Origin of the sequence: Providencia sp. SP181 (assembly GCF_050446505.1) — a bacterium.
GTDB lineage: Bacteria > Pseudomonadota > Gammaproteobacteria > Enterobacterales > Enterobacteriaceae > Providencia > Providencia vermicola.
The window spans coordinates 163,297-183,448 of the sequence record NZ_JBBPXM010000004.1 but is presented as its reverse complement, the minus strand read 5'-3'; the positions used below and the strand labels follow the sequence as shown (position 1 = coordinate 183,448).

The 20,152-nt window shown below is 39.1% G+C and carries 14 protein-coding genes; 9 read left to right on the top strand and 5 right to left on the bottom strand.

Annotated elements, in window-relative coordinates; genetic code table 11:
- Positions 1–28: 28 nt before the first annotated feature.
- Positions 29–2,530: a hypothetical protein gene (locus AABS66_RS08635; RefSeq protein WP_430224776.1), complete on the top strand. Its 2,502-nt coding sequence runs from the start codon at positions 29–31 to the stop codon at positions 2,528–2,530.
- 114 nt (positions 2,531–2,644) lie between these two features.
- On the opposite strand, the gene AABS66_RS08630 is transcribed toward AABS66_RS08635, so the two are convergent.
- The 4 genes from AABS66_RS08630 to ybfF all read right to left on the bottom strand — a co-directional run bounded on the left by AABS66_RS08630 (position 2,645) and on the right by ybfF (position 9,001).
- On the bottom strand, positions 2,645–4,576 hold the full coding sequence (locus AABS66_RS08630) for a type I secretion system permease/ATPase (RefSeq protein WP_206086633.1): 1,932 nt from the start codon (positions 4,574–4,576) through the stop codon (positions 2,645–2,647).
- Between the two features lie 3 nt (positions 4,577–4,579).
- Entirely contained in the window at positions 4,580–5,908 is a 1,329-nt protein-coding gene (locus tag AABS66_RS08625; RefSeq protein WP_206086634.1) for an HlyD family type I secretion periplasmic adaptor subunit, read from the bottom strand.
- A 14-nt stretch (positions 5,909–5,922) separates the two neighbouring features.
- Positions 5,923–8,010 carry a peptidase domain-containing ABC transporter gene (locus AABS66_RS08620; protein WP_206086635.1) on the bottom strand — a complete coding sequence of 696 codons (2,088 nt, stop codon included), beginning with the start codon at positions 8,008–8,010 and terminating at the stop codon, positions 5,923–5,925.
- A gap of 214 nt (positions 8,011–8,224) precedes the next feature.
- Positions 8,225–9,001 (bottom strand): esterase, encoded by a 777-nt coding sequence (gene ybfF, locus AABS66_RS08615; RefSeq protein WP_430224775.1) that lies wholly within the window; start codon positions 8,999–9,001, stop codon positions 8,225–8,227.
- 321 nt (positions 9,002–9,322) lie between these two features.
- Between ybfF and seqA the strand changes: the two genes are divergently transcribed.
- From seqA to ihfB, 7 genes are all read left to right on the top strand, one after another.
- Positions 9,323–9,868 (top strand): replication initiation negative regulator SeqA, encoded by a 546-nt coding sequence (gene seqA, locus AABS66_RS08610; RefSeq protein ID WP_206086637.1) that lies wholly within the window; start codon positions 9,323–9,325, stop codon positions 9,866–9,868.
- Between the two features lie 55 nt (positions 9,869–9,923).
- Positions 9,924–11,558: a phosphoglucomutase (alpha-D-glucose-1,6-bisphosphate-dependent) gene (gene pgm, locus AABS66_RS08605; RefSeq protein ID WP_206086638.1), complete on the top strand. Its 1,635-nt coding sequence runs from the start codon at positions 9,924–9,926 to the stop codon at positions 11,556–11,558.
- A gap of 268 nt (positions 11,559–11,826) precedes the next feature.
- On the top strand, positions 11,827–12,918 hold the full coding sequence (gene serC, locus AABS66_RS08600) for a 3-phosphoserine/phosphohydroxythreonine transaminase (protein WP_206086639.1): 1,092 nt from the start codon (positions 11,827–11,829) through the stop codon (positions 12,916–12,918).
- A gap of 120 nt (positions 12,919–13,038) precedes the next feature.
- Positions 13,039–14,313 carry a 3-phosphoshikimate 1-carboxyvinyltransferase gene (gene aroA / locus AABS66_RS08595; RefSeq protein ID WP_206086640.1) on the top strand — a complete coding sequence of 425 codons (1,275 nt, stop codon included), beginning with the start codon at positions 13,039–13,041 and terminating at the stop codon, positions 14,311–14,313.
- A gap of 191 nt (positions 14,314–14,504) precedes the next feature.
- A complete protein-coding gene (cmk, locus tag AABS66_RS08590) occupies positions 14,505–15,188 on the top strand; it encodes a (d)CMP kinase (protein WP_047756742.1) in 684 nt (227 codons plus the stop codon).
- 174 nt (positions 15,189–15,362) lie between these two features.
- On the top strand, positions 15,363–17,036 hold the full coding sequence (gene rpsA, locus AABS66_RS08585) for a 30S ribosomal protein S1 (protein ID WP_004909559.1): 1,674 nt from the start codon (positions 15,363–15,365) through the stop codon (positions 17,034–17,036).
- 56 nt (positions 17,037–17,092) lie between these two features.
- Positions 17,093–17,380 (top strand): integration host factor subunit beta, encoded by a 288-nt coding sequence (ihfB, locus tag AABS66_RS08580; RefSeq protein WP_006813582.1) that lies wholly within the window; start codon positions 17,093–17,095, stop codon positions 17,378–17,380.
- A gap of 20 nt (positions 17,381–17,400) precedes the next feature.
- Here ihfB and AABS66_RS08575 read toward each other — a convergent pair whose 3' ends face one another.
- On the bottom strand, positions 17,401–17,646 hold the full coding sequence (locus tag AABS66_RS08575; RefSeq protein WP_206086641.1) for a hypothetical protein: 246 nt from the start codon (positions 17,644–17,646) through the stop codon (positions 17,401–17,403).
- Positions 17,647–17,781: 135 nt separating this feature from the next.
- On the opposite strand from AABS66_RS08575, the gene AABS66_RS08570 reads away from it, so the two are divergent.
- The gene (locus AABS66_RS08570; protein ID WP_430224774.1) at positions 17,782–20,145 is read left to right on the top strand and encodes a DNA internalization-related competence protein ComEC/Rec2; all 2,364 of its coding nucleotides are present in this window, start codon (positions 17,782–17,784) and stop codon (positions 20,143–20,145) included.
- The last annotated feature ends 7 nt before the right edge of the window (positions 20,146–20,152 follow it).

Genomic DNA, 20,152 nt, shown 5'->3' with positions numbered 1-20,152 from the left:
GCTGGCTTTTTTATTGGAAAAAATAAGCATGAGAGAAGTTAAACCAACACAAAAGCCAGTTCCAAGCAGTGATATCAAAGACCTTTTCTTTAACTCTGGACTACTTGATATATGGGCCACATCATTAGAACATAAGTACATTGACCGCTTTGGCAATTGCCATTTAACAGCAGCGGGCATGGAGTGGATTTTCAACGAACTAGTCACCAAGTTTAAAATTGAATCCGAACAAGCATTACTCGCGGCTGGATATGCTCCAGCGGGAACATTTCAGGAAGGCGCTGAAGTTGTTAGCCGAAATGGCACGGTATTGTGGAAATTGCCAGACGGCGACGGCGATCACTACCGTTGGGATGGTGATTTACCTAAACAAGTTCCAGCAGGGTCGACTCCGCAATCAACTGGCGGCATCGGTAAAGGTGCTTGGGTTAGTGTTGGTGATGCGAGTTTTCGATCAGATGTGAGAAAGGGAGATGGGTCTTTAATTGGAGTTACTCCATTAGGCACATTAAAGGATATTGTCAATTGGGTGACTTTAGAGCAATTCGGTGCAGACCCAACAGGTGTTAATAACTCATTGGCTCAAATTCAAGATGCGTTTGAGTTTGCTAATGAACATGGATTTTCAGTAATTCAGAATAGTGGAGTATTTAGTATTAGTGGTGACGGAGATATAACAATTAACACTAATACTGATTTCAACGGTGCAATTTTTCGCCCTGAAAACTGGAATGGGTCATTTTCGATAAAAAGGAAAAATAACTGGGAAACTCATGACGCTAGCTCGTTGATTGTGAAAAAAATAAAAGAGTCAGGGGTGATTGGTAAAGGCGGTAACTTCATTCATTCACTAGTCAATGAAGATTTACTCAATGACAGCTTTATCATGATAAATTCAAGCCAGCCTATGTACTACTACAGAAATAACATCAGGTACAGAAAAGAACTAAATCAAGTGTTGTACGGTGGCCAGTTATTATGCCCGATGTATTACTCTCTTGATACAGGCACAATAACCAGTGTTTTATCATTAAAGTTAGAAAAGACCTTTATTGATGTTAGTGGCTTAAGCATAGATGAAAGCAAGCAAAATACAGGGGTCGCATTTGTTAAAATAGCAAACAGCTCAAAAATAAATCTAAATAAAATATCATTTCATAGCCGAGGCGAGTACAAGAGCAACCCTTCTGAAAGGATTAGTGTAAGTCGATGCGCTTATGTATTTATTGATGGTGTCTTGTGTTCTGATGTAAGTATCGCATCCCCTGCAGGGTCAACTTACACAATCTACATGGGAGAATCACTTGATATTAATATAAATAAAATGACATCAGAGGGGTATGGTTGGGGTGCGGTTGGAGCGAATGAAGTAAGGCGCTCATCATTCAATAATAGCTCGTTATCAAGAATAGATTTTCATAATCCGTCCATGGAATATTTAAAAATAAGTAATACAAACATTGGTAACTGGGGTTTGCTATTAAGCTGCATGGGTGATGTGTATTTAGATAATGTTAAGTTTATACAGAGAGATGCGTATAACAACTCGGGATTTATTCGTGGAAGAGATGATGCGGGTGGGTTTTGTGACGGTAATTTATACGCAAAAAATGTCACGGTGGAGGGGTTTTATTATCCTAATGCTGCAAACAGAGGGCTTATTAGTTCAAGCAGCACAAACAACGTTAAAGAATTGCCAGCTGGGTCGCCTTTAAGTTTAAGTATGTTTAACGAAGTTAATATAACAAACTTAACAGTAGCTGATAGTTACAAAGACAAAGACTTTAGGTTATGGAGCGCATTCAGTAACCCAAGCCTTACACCTCCAAAAGTATTTAATTTAACAGATGCATCCACGGATGGACGGTTATCGTTTCTTGCGATGGAAGTATCAACCGAGTCTAAAATCGCAGTGAACTTAAAGCAATGTATATTTAGCGAGCTTTACATACGTGCAACTGCGTCAGTTCAAGTTGAGTCAGTGATTGACAGTGCAAGATCTAATGTCAACGATGGTGTTTCCTTGGCGTTACAAGCAAGGGGCAACTATAACGTAACGAACTCAAGCATAGTTAAGCTTGAAGGGTTTATGAGTGATTGGAATTTGAATCGCAATGTTAGCATCAGTGAATGCGATGTGTACGCAACAAAGAGCAGCGATATTATGCGACTAACTAATGTTGGTTCTGTTGATTGGCATAGAAACAGAATTCACTTTACTGCTAGCACCATTGCTGATTTTGGAAACAACCTAAATAAGTACATTGGTTATTCAAAATTCTATGATAACTCAGTTTTTGTCGACGGAGTTGAAGTGATAGGAATTCCAGCTCCTGCTACATTCAACTTAGTAAGAAATAAGATCACAAGGTTTAAGTTGCACATGGTCAGGTCTGGCTCATCTACGACTGAAGACATTATATTCAATAACGAATCTAGTTCATTTGGTCAATACGTTAACGTCTCTATGAGCCCCGCTCAGCCGCTATTGACAATAGATGTCAGTGTTACCAAAAGATATCTAGTGTAAGTGAGTAAGTAACTGTGCCGAAATTGTGACACAAAAATGAGATGAATAGATAAAAATAGGCAAAAATAAGCAAATCGCAAAAATGCTGGCTGGCTTGTAGTGCGGCTTTGCTAGCTATAAATCGTTAATCAATATTTGCACATCCTGAGACTCATAATCGAGAGCCGAAGTGGCTTCATCAAGAATTAAAATATCTGGTTCAGTCAGCAAAGCGCGGGCCAAGGCAATTCGTTGGCGCTGCCCCCCAGAAAGGTTCAACCCTTTTTCTGCTAAGGCTGAATTGAAGTTATCTGGTAAAGACATAATGAAATCATAGGCACCCGCGAGTTTTGCCGCTTGGATCACTTTTTCATCTGATGCTTGGGGGGCACTTAAGCGAATGTTATCAGCAATACTTCCAACAAATAGTGTACTTTCTTGTAAAACCACACTCATTTTTCGGCGCAGTGATACTGTATCTGCGACAGCTAAATCCATTCCATCTACAATAACTTGACCATGCTGTGGTACATAAAGCCGCTGTAAGAGCTTAGTTAACGTACTTTTCCCTGAGCCTGAAGGGCCAGTAATACCAATAAACTCGCCTGCTTTAACCGACAACGAGAGATTATTGAGAACCTCAGGCGTATCGGCCTGATAACGAAATCGAATATTTTGAAACTCGATTTGCCCCTGAATAGCGGAAGAACTTGAAATACCTTTTCGTTCATTTTCTACTGGTTTATCAAGAATATCACCGACACGACGTAGGGATACTATAGTGTGTTGAAAATCCTGCCAAACTTGTGCAAATCGAAGAACAGGCTGAGTCACATGTGCACTTAGCATATTAAATGCCACTAATTCACCAGGGGTTATTCCTCCGTTTAAAACTTCTTTAACACCGACCCACAATAGGATTGCGGTGGTGATTTTACTCACTAGGGTCATCAATTGTGTTGCAATTTCACTGCGCATAGAGACTTTGAAGTTTTGCTGTAATTGCTTACTGAATATTTTTTCCCAACGGTTATTAAAATATTTCTCTGTCGCAGTGGTTTTAATAGTTTCAATCCCCGTAATACTTTCGGTGAGAAATGTCAGCCCATTTTCATCTGCTTGGTAGGATTTTTCAGTTTGCTGGCGGATCATGGGGCCTAAAGCCATCCATAAAATAAAAAATACCCCCATTGAACCCAGTAAAATCCAAGACATCACACTGCTATAGGAAAATAAGACGGCGATAAATAAGATCACAAAGATAAAATCAATAAACAGCATTAACGTAGAGCCAGTTAAAAACTGCCTGATATGTGCGAGTTCACGGATCCGCGCAATAATTTTCCCCGTTGGACGTAGTTTAAAATAATTGAGCGGCAGTGCCATTAAATGGCGATAAATTTTCCCAGATAGTTCAGCGCTAATCTGGCTACTGGTATGGCTGAAAATTTTATTGCGAATAAAGCCGTACAGAGGTTCAGCAATGGCAATCGCAAAGATAGCTAACGCAATGATATGCAGATTAGAGAGGCTTCGCCCCACTAAAACCTTATCAATCAAGTTTTGAAATAATAAAGGACTCACTAATGCAAAGAGTTGAATTACTGCAGAAAGAATAAAAATATTCCGTAATTTCGCCGTCTGCCGCATGATAGAGGGAATGAACCAGCTAAAGCCGAATGCTTTTTTTTGTTCAGGTTCCAATTGCTCTTTGAATAACAAAATGTCGAGTTCAGTATGCTGCTCAACTCCAGCGTCTAAAATTGCGTGCTGCTGATTACCTACAGGGTCAATTAGGATAAGCTCTTTTTCTCGATGTAACACTTGCCAAGTTCCCTTTATATAAGCAAGTGCGGGGAGGGGAATATGTTCGAGTTTTGAATACGGCAAAGCAACCAGTTCTGTTTCATACCCTAACATATGGGCACATTCCCGCATCTCCCAATCTGTTGGAGAGGTGTTTTGCATTCCAATCGCATGCCTAAGTTGATCAGCAGAGACATTTTTATGGTAATAATTTGCCATCCAAACTAAAGCATCTAAGCCATGGTTATTGATTTGTTCCATTGATTATTTTTCTCTCATCGCGTTAGAGGTATATTCATTAATAGGGCTAAGTAGGTAATCAATAATTCGGCGTTTATTCGTTTTTATTTCAGCTACGATGGAAAGCCCAGGCGTGAGTTCGATGTTTTCACCGTCAACGAATAGTTCTTTTTTGTTAAGCCCTATTTGGCCGAGAAAAACTAACCCAAGGTTTTCGTCTTGGGTGCTATCGCGTGAAACAGAGATAATTTCACCTTCAATGGTGCCATAACGGGTGTAAGGGAAGGCATCAATTTTGACATCGGCTTTCAAACCTTCGTGAATAAAGCCAATATCTTTATTTAAGATTTTTATTTCGGCGAGTTGGACATGGCTATTTGGCACGATCACCATGAGTTGTTGAGCGGGTTGAAGTACGGCGCCAAGGGTATAAGTGGCAAGTTGTTGAACGGTACCATCAACAGGCGCTCGAATAACTTCTAATTGGTTCCTTTCTTGGTTTTTCAATAACTCTTGTTGGAGTGAAACTTGTTTAAACACCGCTTGTTTGTATTTATCATCCCATTCTTGTTTTTTTTGCGCCTTGATTCTGTCTTGTCTTTCGACTAATGCATGGTGCTGAGCGAGTAGTGTAGAGAGCTCAGATTGCTTAGTGATTTTTTCTTTTTTTGCAATTAAGAGCTCCCGCTCTTGTTCTAAAAACTCTTTTTGGCTAATCAACTGTTTTTGAGTCAATGAATGGTGTGCATCAAGGCGTTTTTTAATATTACTTATCAATGCATTAATTGAATTCAACTCATTTCTTCTAGCTTGTTGATTAACAACATTAAGCTGCATTTCATTGCTAATTTCATTAATGAGTGACTCAAATTCAGCTTGTTGAGTTTGATAACTTGCCAACGCACTTTTTTGCTCGGTGCCTGTTAATTGATTAAACGGCGGTAATTTAGCAATGGGTTGTTGGGACAACAAAGCTTGATGAATTAAAGCCTCTGCCACGTGAAAACTATGTTGATAGTTTAGGCTCAGAATATCTTGATCAACACCGAGTACATTAACGGTTAATAATGGATCGCCTTGTTTGACACTCTGACCATCCTCGACATGAATATGCTGTAGGCGACTTAATTCAAATGCTTGAATTAATTGTGTACGGCCAGAAACAATCAATTTTCCCTGTGCGGTGGCTTGAATATCTAACTTGCCAAAATATGACCAAGCTACGGCAATAAAAATACCAAAGCTAATGCTTATCGCGACATACATGGCTAAATATGAAGGTGGTGTTTTTAAAATAGCCAAGTGCGAAGGTAAAAAACTGTTATAACGGTTTCGTTCTAATCGATGTTTCATGTTGCGTCCATGCCTTATTTTAGAGACTGTTGTAGTGTCCATAGGTGCTTATAAAAATTACCTTGCTCGATAAGCTGCTGGTGGCTACCTTGCTCAATAATTTTTCCATCTTGCATCACAATGATCCGCTGGTGGTGGCGGATGGTTGATAAACGGTGAGCGATGGTAATCACGGTTCTCCCCTTGGCTATTACATGCATATTTTCTTGAATAACCGCTTGGGACTCATCATCTAAAGCACTAGTTGCTTCATCAAAAATAATGACTTTAGGGTTTGCCAGTAAGGTGCGAGCAATTGCGATACGCTGTCTTTGCCCTCCAGAAAGCGAAGTTCCACCTTCTGCGAGCACCGTGTCATAGCCCATTGGTAATTTAAGAATAAAATCATGAGCGCCAGCCATTTTGGCGGCATAAATTACCTCATCCATTGACGCGTTAGGGGCTGTCTGAGCAATGTTATGAAAAACTGATTGGCTAAATAGATAATTTTCTTGTAATACAATGCCGATTTGTTGTCTGAGTGAATTTAAATTGATAGTGGATAAAGGCATATTATCAACGTATACGGCGCCGCTTTCCGGTGTATAAAGCCGCAATAGTAGGCGAGCAAGGGTACTTTTCCCTGAGCCTGATGTACCGACAATCCCGATGGTTTCCCCTGCTTTAATATTTAAATTAAAGTTTTTAAGGATATAAGGCATGTTGGGTTGGTAACGAAATGAGATATCTTTAAGAACAATATTTCCTTTGATGGATGGGGTGTTTTCTTTATTATTTTGTTCGATAGGTAAGTTTATGATTTGTGATAATTTTTCTATGGCAACATTGGTACGGATATAGTCTCCCCATAATTTAACCAGTTTGACCAGCGGCTGATTGGCGTGACTCACCATCATATGAAAAGCGATAAACTGACCGATTGTCATTTGCAAGGCTAATACTTCAGAAGCGCCAACCCATAACACAATGGCACTCGTGACCTTCTCAATGACCATGACTAAATGTTCAGAACGAGAACTAATTTGGCCAGAAACAAAGTTAGTTTGGCTCATATCAGAGGTTTGGTGATCCCAACGGCGGATAAAATTAGGTTCAACTGATAAGCTTTTTGCTGTTTCAATACCATTAATGCTTTCTGTTAGGAAAGAGGTATTAATGGCAATATTGGTAAATTGTTGCTGGGCAGCGGATTCAATTTTAGGGGTTAACCACCAAGCTAATACTAGATAAAGAGGGATAGAACATAAAAATATTAATGTGAGTGTTGTAGAGATTAAATTCATCACATAAATAAAGACAAATAAAAATAAGACATCTACGCACAATGTGAAAAAACTACTGGTTAAAAATTCTCGAATTGTTTCTAATTCTTTGACTCGAGTAACAATAGCACCGATTTGTCGATTTTTGAAAAAGGGAATCGGGAGCCGTAATAAATGATTGACAAGTTTAAGACCAAGGGTCATATCAATACGATTTACAGTATGATGGTAAATATATTCACGCAGCCCCTTTAATATTACCTCGATAAATGCCGCAACGATTAAACCAAAAATTAAAACATCTAAAGTCATTAAGCTATTATGAATTAAAACTTTATCCATAATAACTTGCATTACAATAGGTGAGACTAACGCTAAAATTTGGAGAATAAATGAGAAAAATAAAACCCAAAGAATGATAGCTTTATATTTCATAAACTCAACTTGAAACCATGTTATATCAAATTGGCCTTGTTTCAGACTGACATGCAACCAGTCTCCACTCCAATGTTGTTGTAGTTGTGTTATGTCCCAGATTTCAGGTGGGGAGTTACCAAACTTCTGAATAAGAACTTGTTCATTATTTTTATTAGCTAATAAAAATGCTTCACCCTGGTTATCATATAAAATAACAGGGCAAGTGAGCTTGGAAATATTTTTTGATTTTTGATGTTTTTTTTTGCAGTTAATACAATGATTTTTTTTGATTAGTTTAACTTTTTCACTGTAGCTGATGGTTTTATGTATTAATTCCTCAAGTTTATTGGTGTTGGTTTGCCCTGATAATTTGGCAATGATATTAATAAAGTATAGAGTTGATTGTTCATGAATACTTTTCATTATTTGAATTGATCATTCCTTTGAATATATAAAACAAAGCTAAACTATGGCCATATTTTGTATTTAATTTAATAAGATAATACAGGCTTTAATATTGCCTGTGTATTGAAGTTTGTCTTATTCTTTTATTCAAAGTTAAATTATTATGGTGAATAACTAAGATAAAGATATTGAAATATAGTGCTACTTTTCAATATCTTTATAAAGAAAGGAATTAATGAGAAATAGATAAAAAACGGTGGATAGCTCTTAATACATGGTCGGGTTTTTCTGCGTGCACCCAATGCCCTGTATCTGCAACAACCCATGCCTTTGCGTTTGGGAATTGCTTTGCAATCTCATCTTTATACTCTGCCTGTACATAAGGTGAATTACCGCCGGGGATCAATAAGACTGGTTTATCCCATGTTGGCACGGTTTCCCACCCAATAATTTTTTCATAATTCGCTTTAAGTGCAGGAATATTAAACTTCCATTCCCCTTGTTTAAAGGATTTAAGTAAAAACTGGATAACACCTTCCTCGTTTATTTCGTCTCGCATAATAGCAGCGGCATCTTGGCGATTTTTTGCTTGCTCAGTGGTCACTGCATCTAGTGCTGCAAAAATTTTATCGTGACGGCGCACTTTGTATGCAACTGGAGCAATATCAATGGCGACAATTTTTTCAATAAAATCAGGGGCAATTTCAGTTGCTGCCATAGCAATTTTACCACCCATAGAGTGACCGATTAAAATCGCACTTTCATAACCTAATGATTTGATAAGAGTAATAACATCTTGTGCCATTTGTTGGTAAGACATCTGCTCAGCACGAAAAGAATCGCCATGGTTGCGAACATCAATTTGAACAGTATCGAAATAGTGTTGAAGGTCGCGACCAAGTACACCCAAATTATTGAGGTCGCCAAACAATCCATGAATAAGAACGACAGGGATATTGCTCAGTGGATTTTCGGGTTTATGAATAGTATGGTTGAGTAACAGAGTCATATTTTTCTTATCAAAAATTAGGGAAGTGAGACACTTATCATGTCATGGCTATAAAGAAAATCCAAATATTCGAATAAGCATCTTAAATATTAAGGTTATTGGCTAGGTCAATAGAATAGCAGGCGTAAGAAGTTAAATTCAGAAAATTGAATATGACTACGGATTAAAAAGACCTAAAGCGATAGAACGATAACACACTGAAATATCATCAAACTTAGCAGAATGTTTACTTTAAGTTATTGAAATTTTAATTGTTTTGTTTTTTTTAAAACTGTCTTATAATCACACCGCAAATTTTAGTTAAATAAGTACTGGGAAAAAATGAAAACGATAGAAGTTGATGAAGAGCTTTACCGCTATATTGCGAGCCATACACAGCATATCGGTGAAAGTGCATCGGATATCTTGCGCCGTATGTTAAATTTCAAATCCGGGCAGCCAGTACCAGTTAAAGAGATTAGTCAGGCACAACCGGTGGTTAAGGTCGAACCCGCAGCGAGTACACCTGTGGTGGCACAAAATCCAGTTAGAGTCGTTCGAGAATTATTATTGTCTGATGCTTATGCTGAAAAAAGCAAAGCTATCGACCGCTTTATGTTGATTTTATCAACACTGTACAGTTTAGATGCAAAACGTTTTGCCAGCGCAACTGAGCTCATGCATGGTCGTACTCGTGTTTATTTTGCGGGTGATGAGCAAACATTGCTTGCTGCAGGTAAACAATCTAAACCTCGTCATATCCCAGGTACGCCTTACTGGGTGATAACGAATACAAACACGAATCGCAAACGCAGTATGGTTGATGCCATCATGCAGGAAATGCAATTTCCAGCCAATGTGATTGAAAAAGTGAGTAATACAATTTAATAACTGAATTTCACTGATGTTGATAACCAAGCATCAGTGCTTTGGGAGAAAACAAGTGACAATACATGAACGTGCAGGGCAGCTTCCGTTTCAAAGTGACTTGATCAATGTCGCTCAATTAACCGCTCAATATTATACGCAGCAGCCTCAGCCAGGAAATGCTTCACACGCTGTTAAATTTGGTACTTCTGGCCATCGCGGTAGTTCGTTACGCAAGAATTTCAATGAAAATCACATATTAGCAATTGCGCAGGCTATTGCAGATTTACGTAAACAACAAGGTGTTACGGGGCCTTGTTATGTTGGTAAAGATACACATGCATTGTCTGAAGCGGCGTTCATTACAGTGGTTGAGGTATTAGCAGCGAATCAAGTTCATGTGATTGTTCAGGAGAATAACGGCTTTACGCCAACACCTGCGGTCTCTCATGCAATTTTAAGTTATAACCAGTCTCATACTGATATAGCGGATGGCATTGTCATCACGCCATCTCACAATCCACCAGAAGATGGTGGGATCAAATACAATCCAGCTAATGGTGGCCCAGCTGATACTGATTTAACATCAGTCATTGAAAAACATGCCAATCAATTATTGGTAGATAACCTCGTTGGTGTTAAACGTTTAAATTTTGATGTTGCAATGGCAAGTGAATACGTTACAGCACAAGATTTGATCATGCCTTATGTGGTTGCGCTTGGTGAAGTTGTTGATATGGCGGCAATTGCGAAGTCAGGGCTGAAAATAGGTGTTGACCCATTAGGCGGCTCAGGCATTGAATATTGGAAAAAAATTGCAGAATATTATCAACTAGATATCGAGATTGTTAATGACCAATTAGATCAAACCTTTCGTTTTATGCCTCTTGACCATGATGGTGTTATCCGTATGGATTGCTCATCTAGTTGGGCAATGGCGGGCTTATTAGGGATGAAAGAGAAGTTTGATTTAGCATTTGCTAATGATCCCGATTATGACAGACACGGCATTGTGACACCAGATGGTCTAATGAACCCTAATCATTATCTTGCCGTTGCGATTGACTATTTATTTCAACATCGCCCGCAATGGGGGAAAGAGGTCGCTGTTGGCAAAACACTGGTTTCCAGTGCGATGATTGACCGCGTTGTTAACGACATTGGTCGTGAACTGGTTGAAGTGCCTGTCGGGTTTAAATGGTTTGTTGATGGCTTATTTAGTGGGAAACTGGGTTTCGGTGGTGAAGAAAGCGCGGGTGCATCATTCCTTAAATTCGATGGTACGCCTTGGTCAACAGATAAAGACGGTATTATCCTGTGCTTGTTAGCAGCTGAAATCACAGCGGTTACAGGCGAAAACCCGCAGCAGCGTTATAATAAATTGGCCAAGAAATTCGGAGCCCCAATTTATAATCGCATTCAGGCCAAAGCCACACACGAAGAAAAAGCTAAGCTGAGTAAATTATCTCCAGAAATGGTTGCAGCTGATATGTTAGCAGGGGATAAAATTACCCAGCGCTTAACGACGGCTCCAGGTAATGGCGCATCCATTGGTGGGTTAAAAATTATGACGGATTATGGCTGGTTTGCCGCAAGGCCTTCAGGAACAGAAGAAGCTTACAAAATTTATTGTGAAAGTTTCCGTGGTGAAGAGCACCTTCGCCTCATTGAAAAGGAAGCCATCGAAATTGTGAGTAAAGTGATCAGTTAATCAATCCCTTCGTTTGAATATCCCGCATTGTTACTTTCGGTAGCAGTTCGGGATATTATCTGTTTTTTATCGTTAATCTCTTCATAAAATTAGGGTTGTTGAGAGTGTGACGAGATTAACAAAATTCTTTTCTTTATTCTGCCCCAAATTCCCCTATAACTTTTCATTATCGCGCGACAATAACCGTTGCAGCTAAAGGCTCACAATGGTACAACTTTAAGCATCTGTGTGAATTTTGCTAACGATAATTGAAGATAGGGTGAGGTCAATGAGTCAGGTTTATAATTTCAGTGCAGGTCCAGCAATGCTACCTGTCGAAGTGATGCGTCGTGCTGAACAAGAATTTTGTAATTGGAAAGGCTTAGGTGTTTCGGTAATGGAAGTCAGCCATCGTGGAAAAGACTTTATTGAAGTGGCGTCCGAAGCAGAACAAAACTTACGTGACTTATTAAATATTCCAGATAACTATAAAGTACTATTCTGTCATGGTGGAGCCCGCGCTCATTTTGCTACTTTGCCAATGAATTTATTAGGGGGCAAAACAACTGCAGATTATATTGTTAGTGGTTATTGGTCAGAATCAGCAGCGAAAGAAGCTGAAAAATACTGCAAGCCGAACGTCATCAACATTACAGAAGAAAAAGATGGCGTTGCAAGCTTAAAACCTATGAGCGAGTGGCCTTTAAGTGATGATGCGGCCTATGTACATTATTGCCCTAATGAAACGATTGGTGGCTTAGCAATCCATGAAGAACCTGATTTCCCCGAAGATAAAATTATTGTTGCGGATTACTCATCTTCCATCCTTTCTAAACCTATCGACGTTAGTCGATATGGCGTGATTTACGCAGGCGCTCAAAAAAATATTGGGCCTGCGGGGCTAACTATTGTCATTATTCGTGAAGATTTATTAGGTAAAGCATCACCGCAAACGCCGTCAGTATTTGATTACACAGTATTAGCAAAGCACGATTCGATGTTTAATACCCCACCAACATTTGCGTGGTATTTAGCGGGTATGGTTTTCAAATGGCTGAAAGCGCAAGGCGGTTTGCAAGAAATGGCAAAACGCAATTATGAAAAATCACAGTTACTCTATAATGCGATTGATGATAGCCAGTTTTATATCAACCGCGTTGCGGTAGAAAACCGTTCTTGGATGAACATACCATTCCAAATGCAAAACCCTGCGTTAGATGCCAAATTTATCGAAGAGGCAAAAGACCAAGGGCTACTTTCACTAAAAGGCCATAAAGTGGCTGGTGGTATGCGTGCGTCTATCTATAATGCGATGCCATTAGATGGTGTGCAGGCATTGGTTGATTTTATGGCTGATTTCGAACGCCATCACGCTCAATAATGAGATTTACCGACTGAAATAGGATGTTCAGTCGGTTATTTGTGCCCTCACGATTCGATTAAAAAGAAAATAGGGTCAAATTTTATTTACTTGCCAACTTCACTGGAGAAACTGCTTTTTATGCAATCCCTGACATTACAACCTATCTCTTCAATTAACGGCACCATCAACTTGCCAGGGTCAAAAAGTGTCTCAAATCGTGCACTGTTATTAGCTGCCATGGCCAAAGGAACGACCACACTCACTAACTTATTAGACAGTGATGATATTCGCCATATGCTGAATGCATTAAGCTTGCTAGGTGTGAATTATCAACTTTCTGAAGATAAAACACGTTGTCGAGTGGAAGGTTTGGGGGGGAATTTATCTCACCCTGATGTGCTAGAAATATTTTTAGGAAATGCGGGAACAGCAATGCGCCCACTAACCGCTGCTTTGTCATTGAGCCACAATGACATTGTGCTCACAGGCGAACCTCGTATGAAAGAGCGCCCAATTGGTCACTTAGTGGATTCGCTAAGAGAAGGAGGTGCTGTCATTGAATATTTAGAGCAAGAAAATTACCCCCCAATTCGCCTGAAAGGTGGTTTTGTCGGTGGGAAAATTTCGGTTGATGGCTCAGTTTCAAGCCAGTTTTTAACTGCGTTATTAATGGCAGCCCCTCGATCTGAGCAAGACACGACCATTTCAATTATTGGAGAGTTAGTCTCTAAGCCGTATATTGATATAACATTAGCGTTGATGAAAACCTTTGGTGTTGAAGTCGAAAATAATCAATACCAGAACTTTATCATTAAAGGCCAGCAGCAATATCAATCACCAGGTGAATATTTGGTCGAAGGTGATGCATCTTCTGCTTCTTATTTCTTAGCGGCAGCGGCGATTAAAGGCGGCACTGTACGCGTCACAGGTATTGGCCGTAACAGTTTGCAAGGTGACACTAAGTTTGCAAACGTGCTTGAAAAAATGGGTGCAACCATTCGCTGGGGGGATGATTTTGTTGAATGTGAACGTGGAACATTAACAGGGATTGACATGGACATGAATGCTATCCCTGATGCCGCAATGACAATTGGTACTGTTGCATTATTTGCCGAAGGTGAAACGGTTATTCGCAATATTTATAATTGGCGTGTAAAAGAAACTGACCGGTTATATGCGATGGCAACTGAGCTACGTAAAGTGGGTGCAGAAGTAGAAGAAGGGCACGATTATATTCGAGTGATACCGCCGAAAAAATTACAGCATGCTGAAATTGAAACGTATAATGACCATCGTATTGCGATGTGCTTTTCTTTAGTTGCACTCTCAGATACAGCAGTAACTATCTTAGATCCAGGTTGTACAGCAAAAACTTTCCCCGACTATTTTGAACAGTTAGCTCGATTAAGTTAATCACCCGATGAAAAGGGTTGATAGCAAAGTATAAATATCAACCTTTTTCATTCCGCATAGAAATCAACTTTCTCTTATTTTATTGCAATCATCAGAACCTGCTTATTTCACAAAATTGATGAATTGGTATAATACCTTCACTGAATTCAATTGTAGGTAGCCAAGGCTATTTGCAGGAAAGGAGATTTTTTATGGTGGCAATCGCCCCTGTAATCACGGTTGATGGACCTAGCGGAGCAGGTAAAGGCACCCTTTGCCAAGCATTGGCAAATGATTTTGGATGGCAACTTTTAGACTCAGGTGCAATTTACCGTGTACTGGCATTGGCTGCACTGCATCATCATGTTGATATCCAATCAGAAGATGCATTAGTGCCTTTGGCTGCAAATTTAGATGTTCGTTTTGTTCCTGAAGAAAATGTATTAAAAGTGATCTTAGAAGGGGAAGACGTTTCCAATCAGATCAGAACAGAAACTGTTGGTAATACAGCCTCACAAACCGCGACATTTCCTCGTGTTAGAGAAGCATTATTAAGACGTCAGCGCGCATTTCGCACGATGCCAGGTTTAATTGCAGATGGTCGTGACATGGGAACTGTTGTGTTTCCTGACGCACCAGTGAAAATTTTCCTTGACGCCTCAGCGGAAGAACGCGCACATCGGCGCATGAAGCAGTTGCAAGAAAAGGGCTTTGATGTTAATTTTGAACGTCTTTTAAGCGAAATAGAGGAGCGTGATTTTCGTGATCGTAACCGTTCCGTTGCGCCTCTTGTTGCCGCGAAAGACGCATTAGTGCTGGATTCCACAAGTATGTCTATTGAGGAAGTTATTGAAAAAGCACGCACCTACGCAAAAAAAATTCTACAATTATCGTGATAATAGGCTTTATTTTAGCTTATAATTAGATAATATACGCACTTACCGCTATGTTGGTTATTTTATTAGCATAGCATTAACCTTACGACATGGAACGTTGTCGGGTATGTGAAACAACCCCATTTGGCGGGAAGCTAAGTGGACGTTAATTAAAAACTCTTGAAGATCATTAATATGACTGAATCTTTTGCTCAACTCTTTGAAGAATCCCTGCAGAATATTGAAACTCGTCCTGGTTCTATCGTCCGTGGTACTGTTGTTGCCATCGACAAAGACGTAGTCCTGGTTGACGCAGGTCTTAAATCAGAATCTGCTATCCCAGTAGAACAGTTCAAAAATGCTCAGGGTGAGCTAGAAATCCAAGTTGGCGACGAAATCGATGTGGCTCTGGATGCAGTAGAAGATGGTTTCGGTGAAACTATCCTGTCTCGTGAGAAAGCGAAACGTCATGAAGCATGGCTGATGCTGGAAAAAGCTTACGAAGAAGCTGAAACTGTAACTGGTGTTATCAACGGTAAAGTTAAAGGTGGTTTCACTGTTGAACTGAATGGCATTCGTGCGTTCTTACCAGGTTCACTGGTAGATGTACGCCCAGTTCGTGATACTACTCACTTGGAAGGCAAAGAGCTTGAGTTCAAAGTAATCAAGCTGGATCAGAAACGCAACAACGTTGTTGTTTCTCGTCGTGCTGTAATTGAATCTGAAAGCAGCGCTGAGCGCGATCAACTGCTGGAAAACCTGCAAGAAGGCATGGAAGTTAAAGGTATCGTTAAGAACCTTACTGACTATGGTGCATTCGTTGATCTGGGCGGTGTTGACGGCCTGCTGCATATCACTGACATGGCTTGGAAACGTGTTAAACACCCAAGCGAAATCGTCAACGTTGGTGATGAAATCAATGTTAAAGTTCTGAAATTCGACCGTGAGCGCACTCGTGTTTCTCTGGGTCTGAAACAACTGGGCGAAGATCCTTGGGTCGCAATCGCTAAACGTTATCCAGAAGGTACTAAACTGACTGGTCGCGTTACTAACCTAACTGACTACGGTTGCTTCGTTGAAATCGAAGAAGGCGTTGAAGGTCTGGTTCACGTTTCAGAAATGGATTGGACTAATAAAAACATCCACCCATCTAAAGTTGTTAACGTTGGTGATGTTGTTGAAGTTATGGTTCTGGATATCGATGAAGAACGTCGTCGTATCTCACTGGGCCTGAAACAATGCAAATCTAACCCATGGCAGCAATTTGCAGAAACTCACAACAAAGGCGACCGCGTTGAAGGTAAAATCAAGTCTATTACTGACTTCGGTATCTTCATCGGACTGGACGGCGGCATCGATGGCCTGGTTCACCTGTCTGACATCTCCTGGAACGTTGCAGGCGAAGAAGCAGTTCGTGAATACAAAAAAGGTGACGAAATCGCAGCTGTTGTTCTGCAAGTCGACGCAGAGCGTGAGCGTATTTCTTTAGGTGTTAAACAGTTAGCTGAAGATCCATTCAATAACTACTTAGCAGCAACTAAGAAAGGCGCAATCGTAACTGGTAAAGTTATCGCGGTTGATGCTAAAGGTGCAACTGTTGAGCTGACTCTGGGCGTTGAAGGTTACCTGCGTGCATCAGAAGCTTCACGTGACCGTGTTGAAGATGCAACTCTGGTTCTGAACGTTGGTGATGATGTTGAAGCTAAATACACTGGTGTTGATCGTAAAAACCGTGTAATCAACCTGTCTGTTCGCGCTAAAGACGAAGCTGATGAGAAAGACGCTGTTGCAGCTGTGAACAAGCAAGAAGATACAGCATTCGGCAATAACGCTATGGCTGAAGCTTTCAAAGCAGCTAAAGGCGAATAATTAAGTGGGGGCAACGGTAATGTTGCCCCTTTGTAGCGGTAGTTTAGGGAGGTACTATGACCAAGTCTGAGTTAATTGAAAGACTGGCTAGCCAGCAATCTCATCTTTCAGCAAAAACCGTTGAGGAAGCTGTAAAGGAAATTCTTGAGCATATGGCTGATACGTTAGCTAGCGGTGAGCGTATTGAAGTCCGTGGTTTCGGCAGTTTTTCTCTTCACTACCGTGCACCACGAGTTGGCCGTAACCCAAAAACAGGTGACAAAGTGGAACTGGAAGGTAAATATGTTCCCCACTTCAAGCCAGGTAAAGAGTTGCGTGATCGTGTAAATATTTACGGTCAATAATAGACTGTAAATCTTAATTATTACATCAAACAGCGCTTGTGTTTAACATGGCGCTGTTTTTTTATATCCTGACCAACACCAACACCAACACCAACACCAACACCAACACCAACACCAACACCAACACCAACACCAACACCAACACCAACACCAACACCAACACCAACACCAACACCAACACCAACACTATTTTTAGAATAAGCGAAAATAATCGTATGAAAACAAAAATAGTATTTAACTACGTATGACTGCGAAGCGCTTCGCAAAAATTTTGTAATTAATATTCTTTATTAAATGCTTTTGGGAAGTTCGTTCTAACGTTGTATTTATGAATTAAAAGTTAAACCAATAAAGGCTAAGTTAGGTATAAGGTTTAAAAATAGATAAAAAATAAAATTACAATGAAAAACTTTCAAAACAATAATAGGATATGGAAATATAAAGACACAAAATTATCCTTAACATTGGTATCATTCGCTGTTATCGGTGGGGTATTACCTTTGTTATTTATACCTAATCTTTTAAATATTGATGATTCAATTTTTATTTTGTTTTCTTCTGTTTTTTTATTATTTATACGTTTTGTGAATAAAACTCTAAAATTAGTTTTGTTAGTAATGGTTTTCTTTCTATGGGGAAATTGGCATGGTAATAATATAAATAGTAATATAAATTTTTTATCTGAAAGATATCATTATCTGGATATAACAGTCACCAGCTTATCAACTGAAAATAAAGAACAAAAACTAAAAGTTAAAATTGATAAGGTTAATAATAAAGTAATTTACCCACCGCTTTATGCAATATGGAAAAGTAAAGAAATTATATGTGCAGGGCAATCATGGCGAATTAATAGCAAACTAAAGCCTTTACATAACTCTTTGAATGAAGGTAGTTTCGATCAACAACGGCATCAATTAGCGCAACGGGTTGTTGGTATACTAAAGAATAAAGAAAATATGGTATTGGATCCTGAATGCTCCATAAGGCAAAAAATAATCAATAATTTTATAGAGCCACTTAGTATCTTAAGAAATGTAGGGATTATTTATGGATTAATGTTTGGAGAAAGAACATTATTGTCTGAAAAACACTCGCGTTTATTACAGCAGACTGGTTTAACTCATTTAATGGCGATTTCAGGCTTGCATATTGGGTTGGCTTACTATTTAGGGATTCTTATAGCCAGAGGCATACAATATGTGCTTCCCATTCGTTTTATGAATCAGGTTCTCCCTATTGTATTGGGATTAGTATTAGCATTTTTGTATTCATGGATCTCTGGCTTTGCAATTCCAGCGACTAGGGCATTGTTTTCACTGATTTTATGGGTCTATATTCGAAACAGCCCATCATTATTCTTTTCTTGGCAGTGGGCGCTTTGGAGTATTGCAGGCATTTTACTATTTGACCCACTTGCTATTTTATCAGATAGCTTTTGGTTATCGAGTTTTGCTGTTTTAGCTATTTTGTATTGGTTGACCGTTTTTCCATTACCTGCACATCTAATTCAAACGAAAGTTATTGGCAAAGTCATAGGTTTAGTTCATTTACAGGTTGGGTTATTGATTTTATTAATACCAATGCAAGTAATTGTATTTAATGGTGTTAATGTCATGAGCATATTTGCTAATTTATGGTTTGTTCCATTGATATCTTGGGGAGTAGTACCCGCAATATTGGCTATTTTTTTAATACCAAATCTAACATTACAAAATTTAATTTTTGGTTTTATAGATAGAGTCATTGATTTTGGATTGCTTCCGCTACCTTTTTTTAGCCGCTATTGGATAGATCTTTTTCATATACCCTATTACCTATTATTTATTTGCTGGTCTATAGCGCTAATATGCCTATTTAGGTGGTATAAAACGTATTTTTCTCTTATTGGGTGCATTGTGGTTTTGATTTTAGTAGAGCGGAGCAACGATAAAAAGCCAGTGCATGACTGGAGTATGACATTACTCGATATTGGGCATGGCTTAGCTGTTATTATTGAGCAAAATAATTTAGCTTACCTATATGATACTGGAAACTCTTGGAAAGGGCATAGCAATGCCAAAAGGCAAATAATTCCTTTTTTAAAACAAAGAAATATAATACCGATGGGAATTATTTTAAGCCACAATCATTTGGATCATACTGGAGGGGTCAGTGACTTAATTAAGGAATATCCGTGGTTGAATTTACGAAGTAGTTTTGGAATTCATTTAGCTAAATCTAAGCAAAAGAAATCGAATAAGTTTAAAAAGATGATGAATCTACCTTGCGTTAAAGGACAAAAATGGCAATGGGGAAAGTTGATGTTTGAAGTTTTGTGGCCAGAAAAATTATCCGCTATTTCTCATAATAATGATTCATGTGTTATACAGTTTACAGATGGATACCATAAAATCTTATTGACTGGAGATATTGAAAAGAAGGGAGAAGAAAAATTAGTTGAAACTTATAAACATAGCCTCCATTCTTCTATTTTGTTTGCGCCTCATCATGGAAGCCAAACATCATCAACTAACTTATTGTTAAGAAATGTTCAACCTGAAATGGTTCTCGTTTCATCGGCAAGGTATAGCGCATGGAAAATTCCGTCGGAAAAGGTCTATCAAAGGTACAAAAAAAATAATATCCATTGGTTAAATACTGCAGAGAAAGGGCAGTTAACATTATGGTTTAACAAAGAAAATATCAGTGCACGTAGCTACCGCGATGAAATTTCTCCACGTTGGTATCATCTGTGGTTTGGCTTACCGCTGTTTCCCGAGTAGAATAGTG

Excerpts from the sequence above, each read along its gene's own strand:
- AABS66_RS08635 (WP_430224776.1), top strand. The coding sequence starts at position 29 with ATGAGAGAAGTTAAACCAACACAAAAGCCAGTTCCAAGCAGTGATATC.
- AABS66_RS08630 (WP_206086633.1), bottom strand. The coding sequence starts at position 4,576 with ATGGAACAAATCAATAACCATGGCTTAGATGCTTTAGTTTGGATGGCA.
- AABS66_RS08625 (WP_206086634.1), bottom strand. The coding sequence starts at position 5,908 with ATGAAACATCGATTAGAACGAAACCGTTATAACAGTTTTTTACCTTCG.
- AABS66_RS08620 (WP_206086635.1), bottom strand. The coding sequence starts at position 8,010 with ATGAAAAGTATTCATGAACAATCAACTCTATACTTTATTAATATCATT.
- ybfF (WP_430224775.1), bottom strand. The coding sequence starts at position 9,001 with ATGACTCTGTTACTCAACCATACTATTCATAAACCCGAAAATCCACTG.
- seqA (WP_206086637.1), top strand. The coding sequence starts at position 9,323 with ATGAAAACGATAGAAGTTGATGAAGAGCTTTACCGCTATATTGCGAGC.
- serC (WP_206086639.1), top strand. The coding sequence starts at position 11,827 with ATGAGTCAGGTTTATAATTTCAGTGCAGGTCCAGCAATGCTACCTGTC.
- aroA (WP_206086640.1), top strand. The coding sequence starts at position 13,039 with ATGCAATCCCTGACATTACAACCTATCTCTTCAATTAACGGCACCATC.
- cmk (WP_047756742.1), top strand. The coding sequence starts at position 14,505 with ATGGTGGCAATCGCCCCTGTAATCACGGTTGATGGACCTAGCGGAGCA.
- rpsA (WP_004909559.1), top strand. The coding sequence starts at position 15,363 with ATGACTGAATCTTTTGCTCAACTCTTTGAAGAATCCCTGCAGAATATT.
- ihfB (WP_006813582.1), top strand. The coding sequence starts at position 17,093 with ATGACCAAGTCTGAGTTAATTGAAAGACTGGCTAGCCAGCAATCTCAT.
- AABS66_RS08570 (WP_430224774.1), top strand. The coding sequence starts at position 17,782 with ATGAAAAACTTTCAAAACAATAATAGGATATGGAAATATAAAGACACA.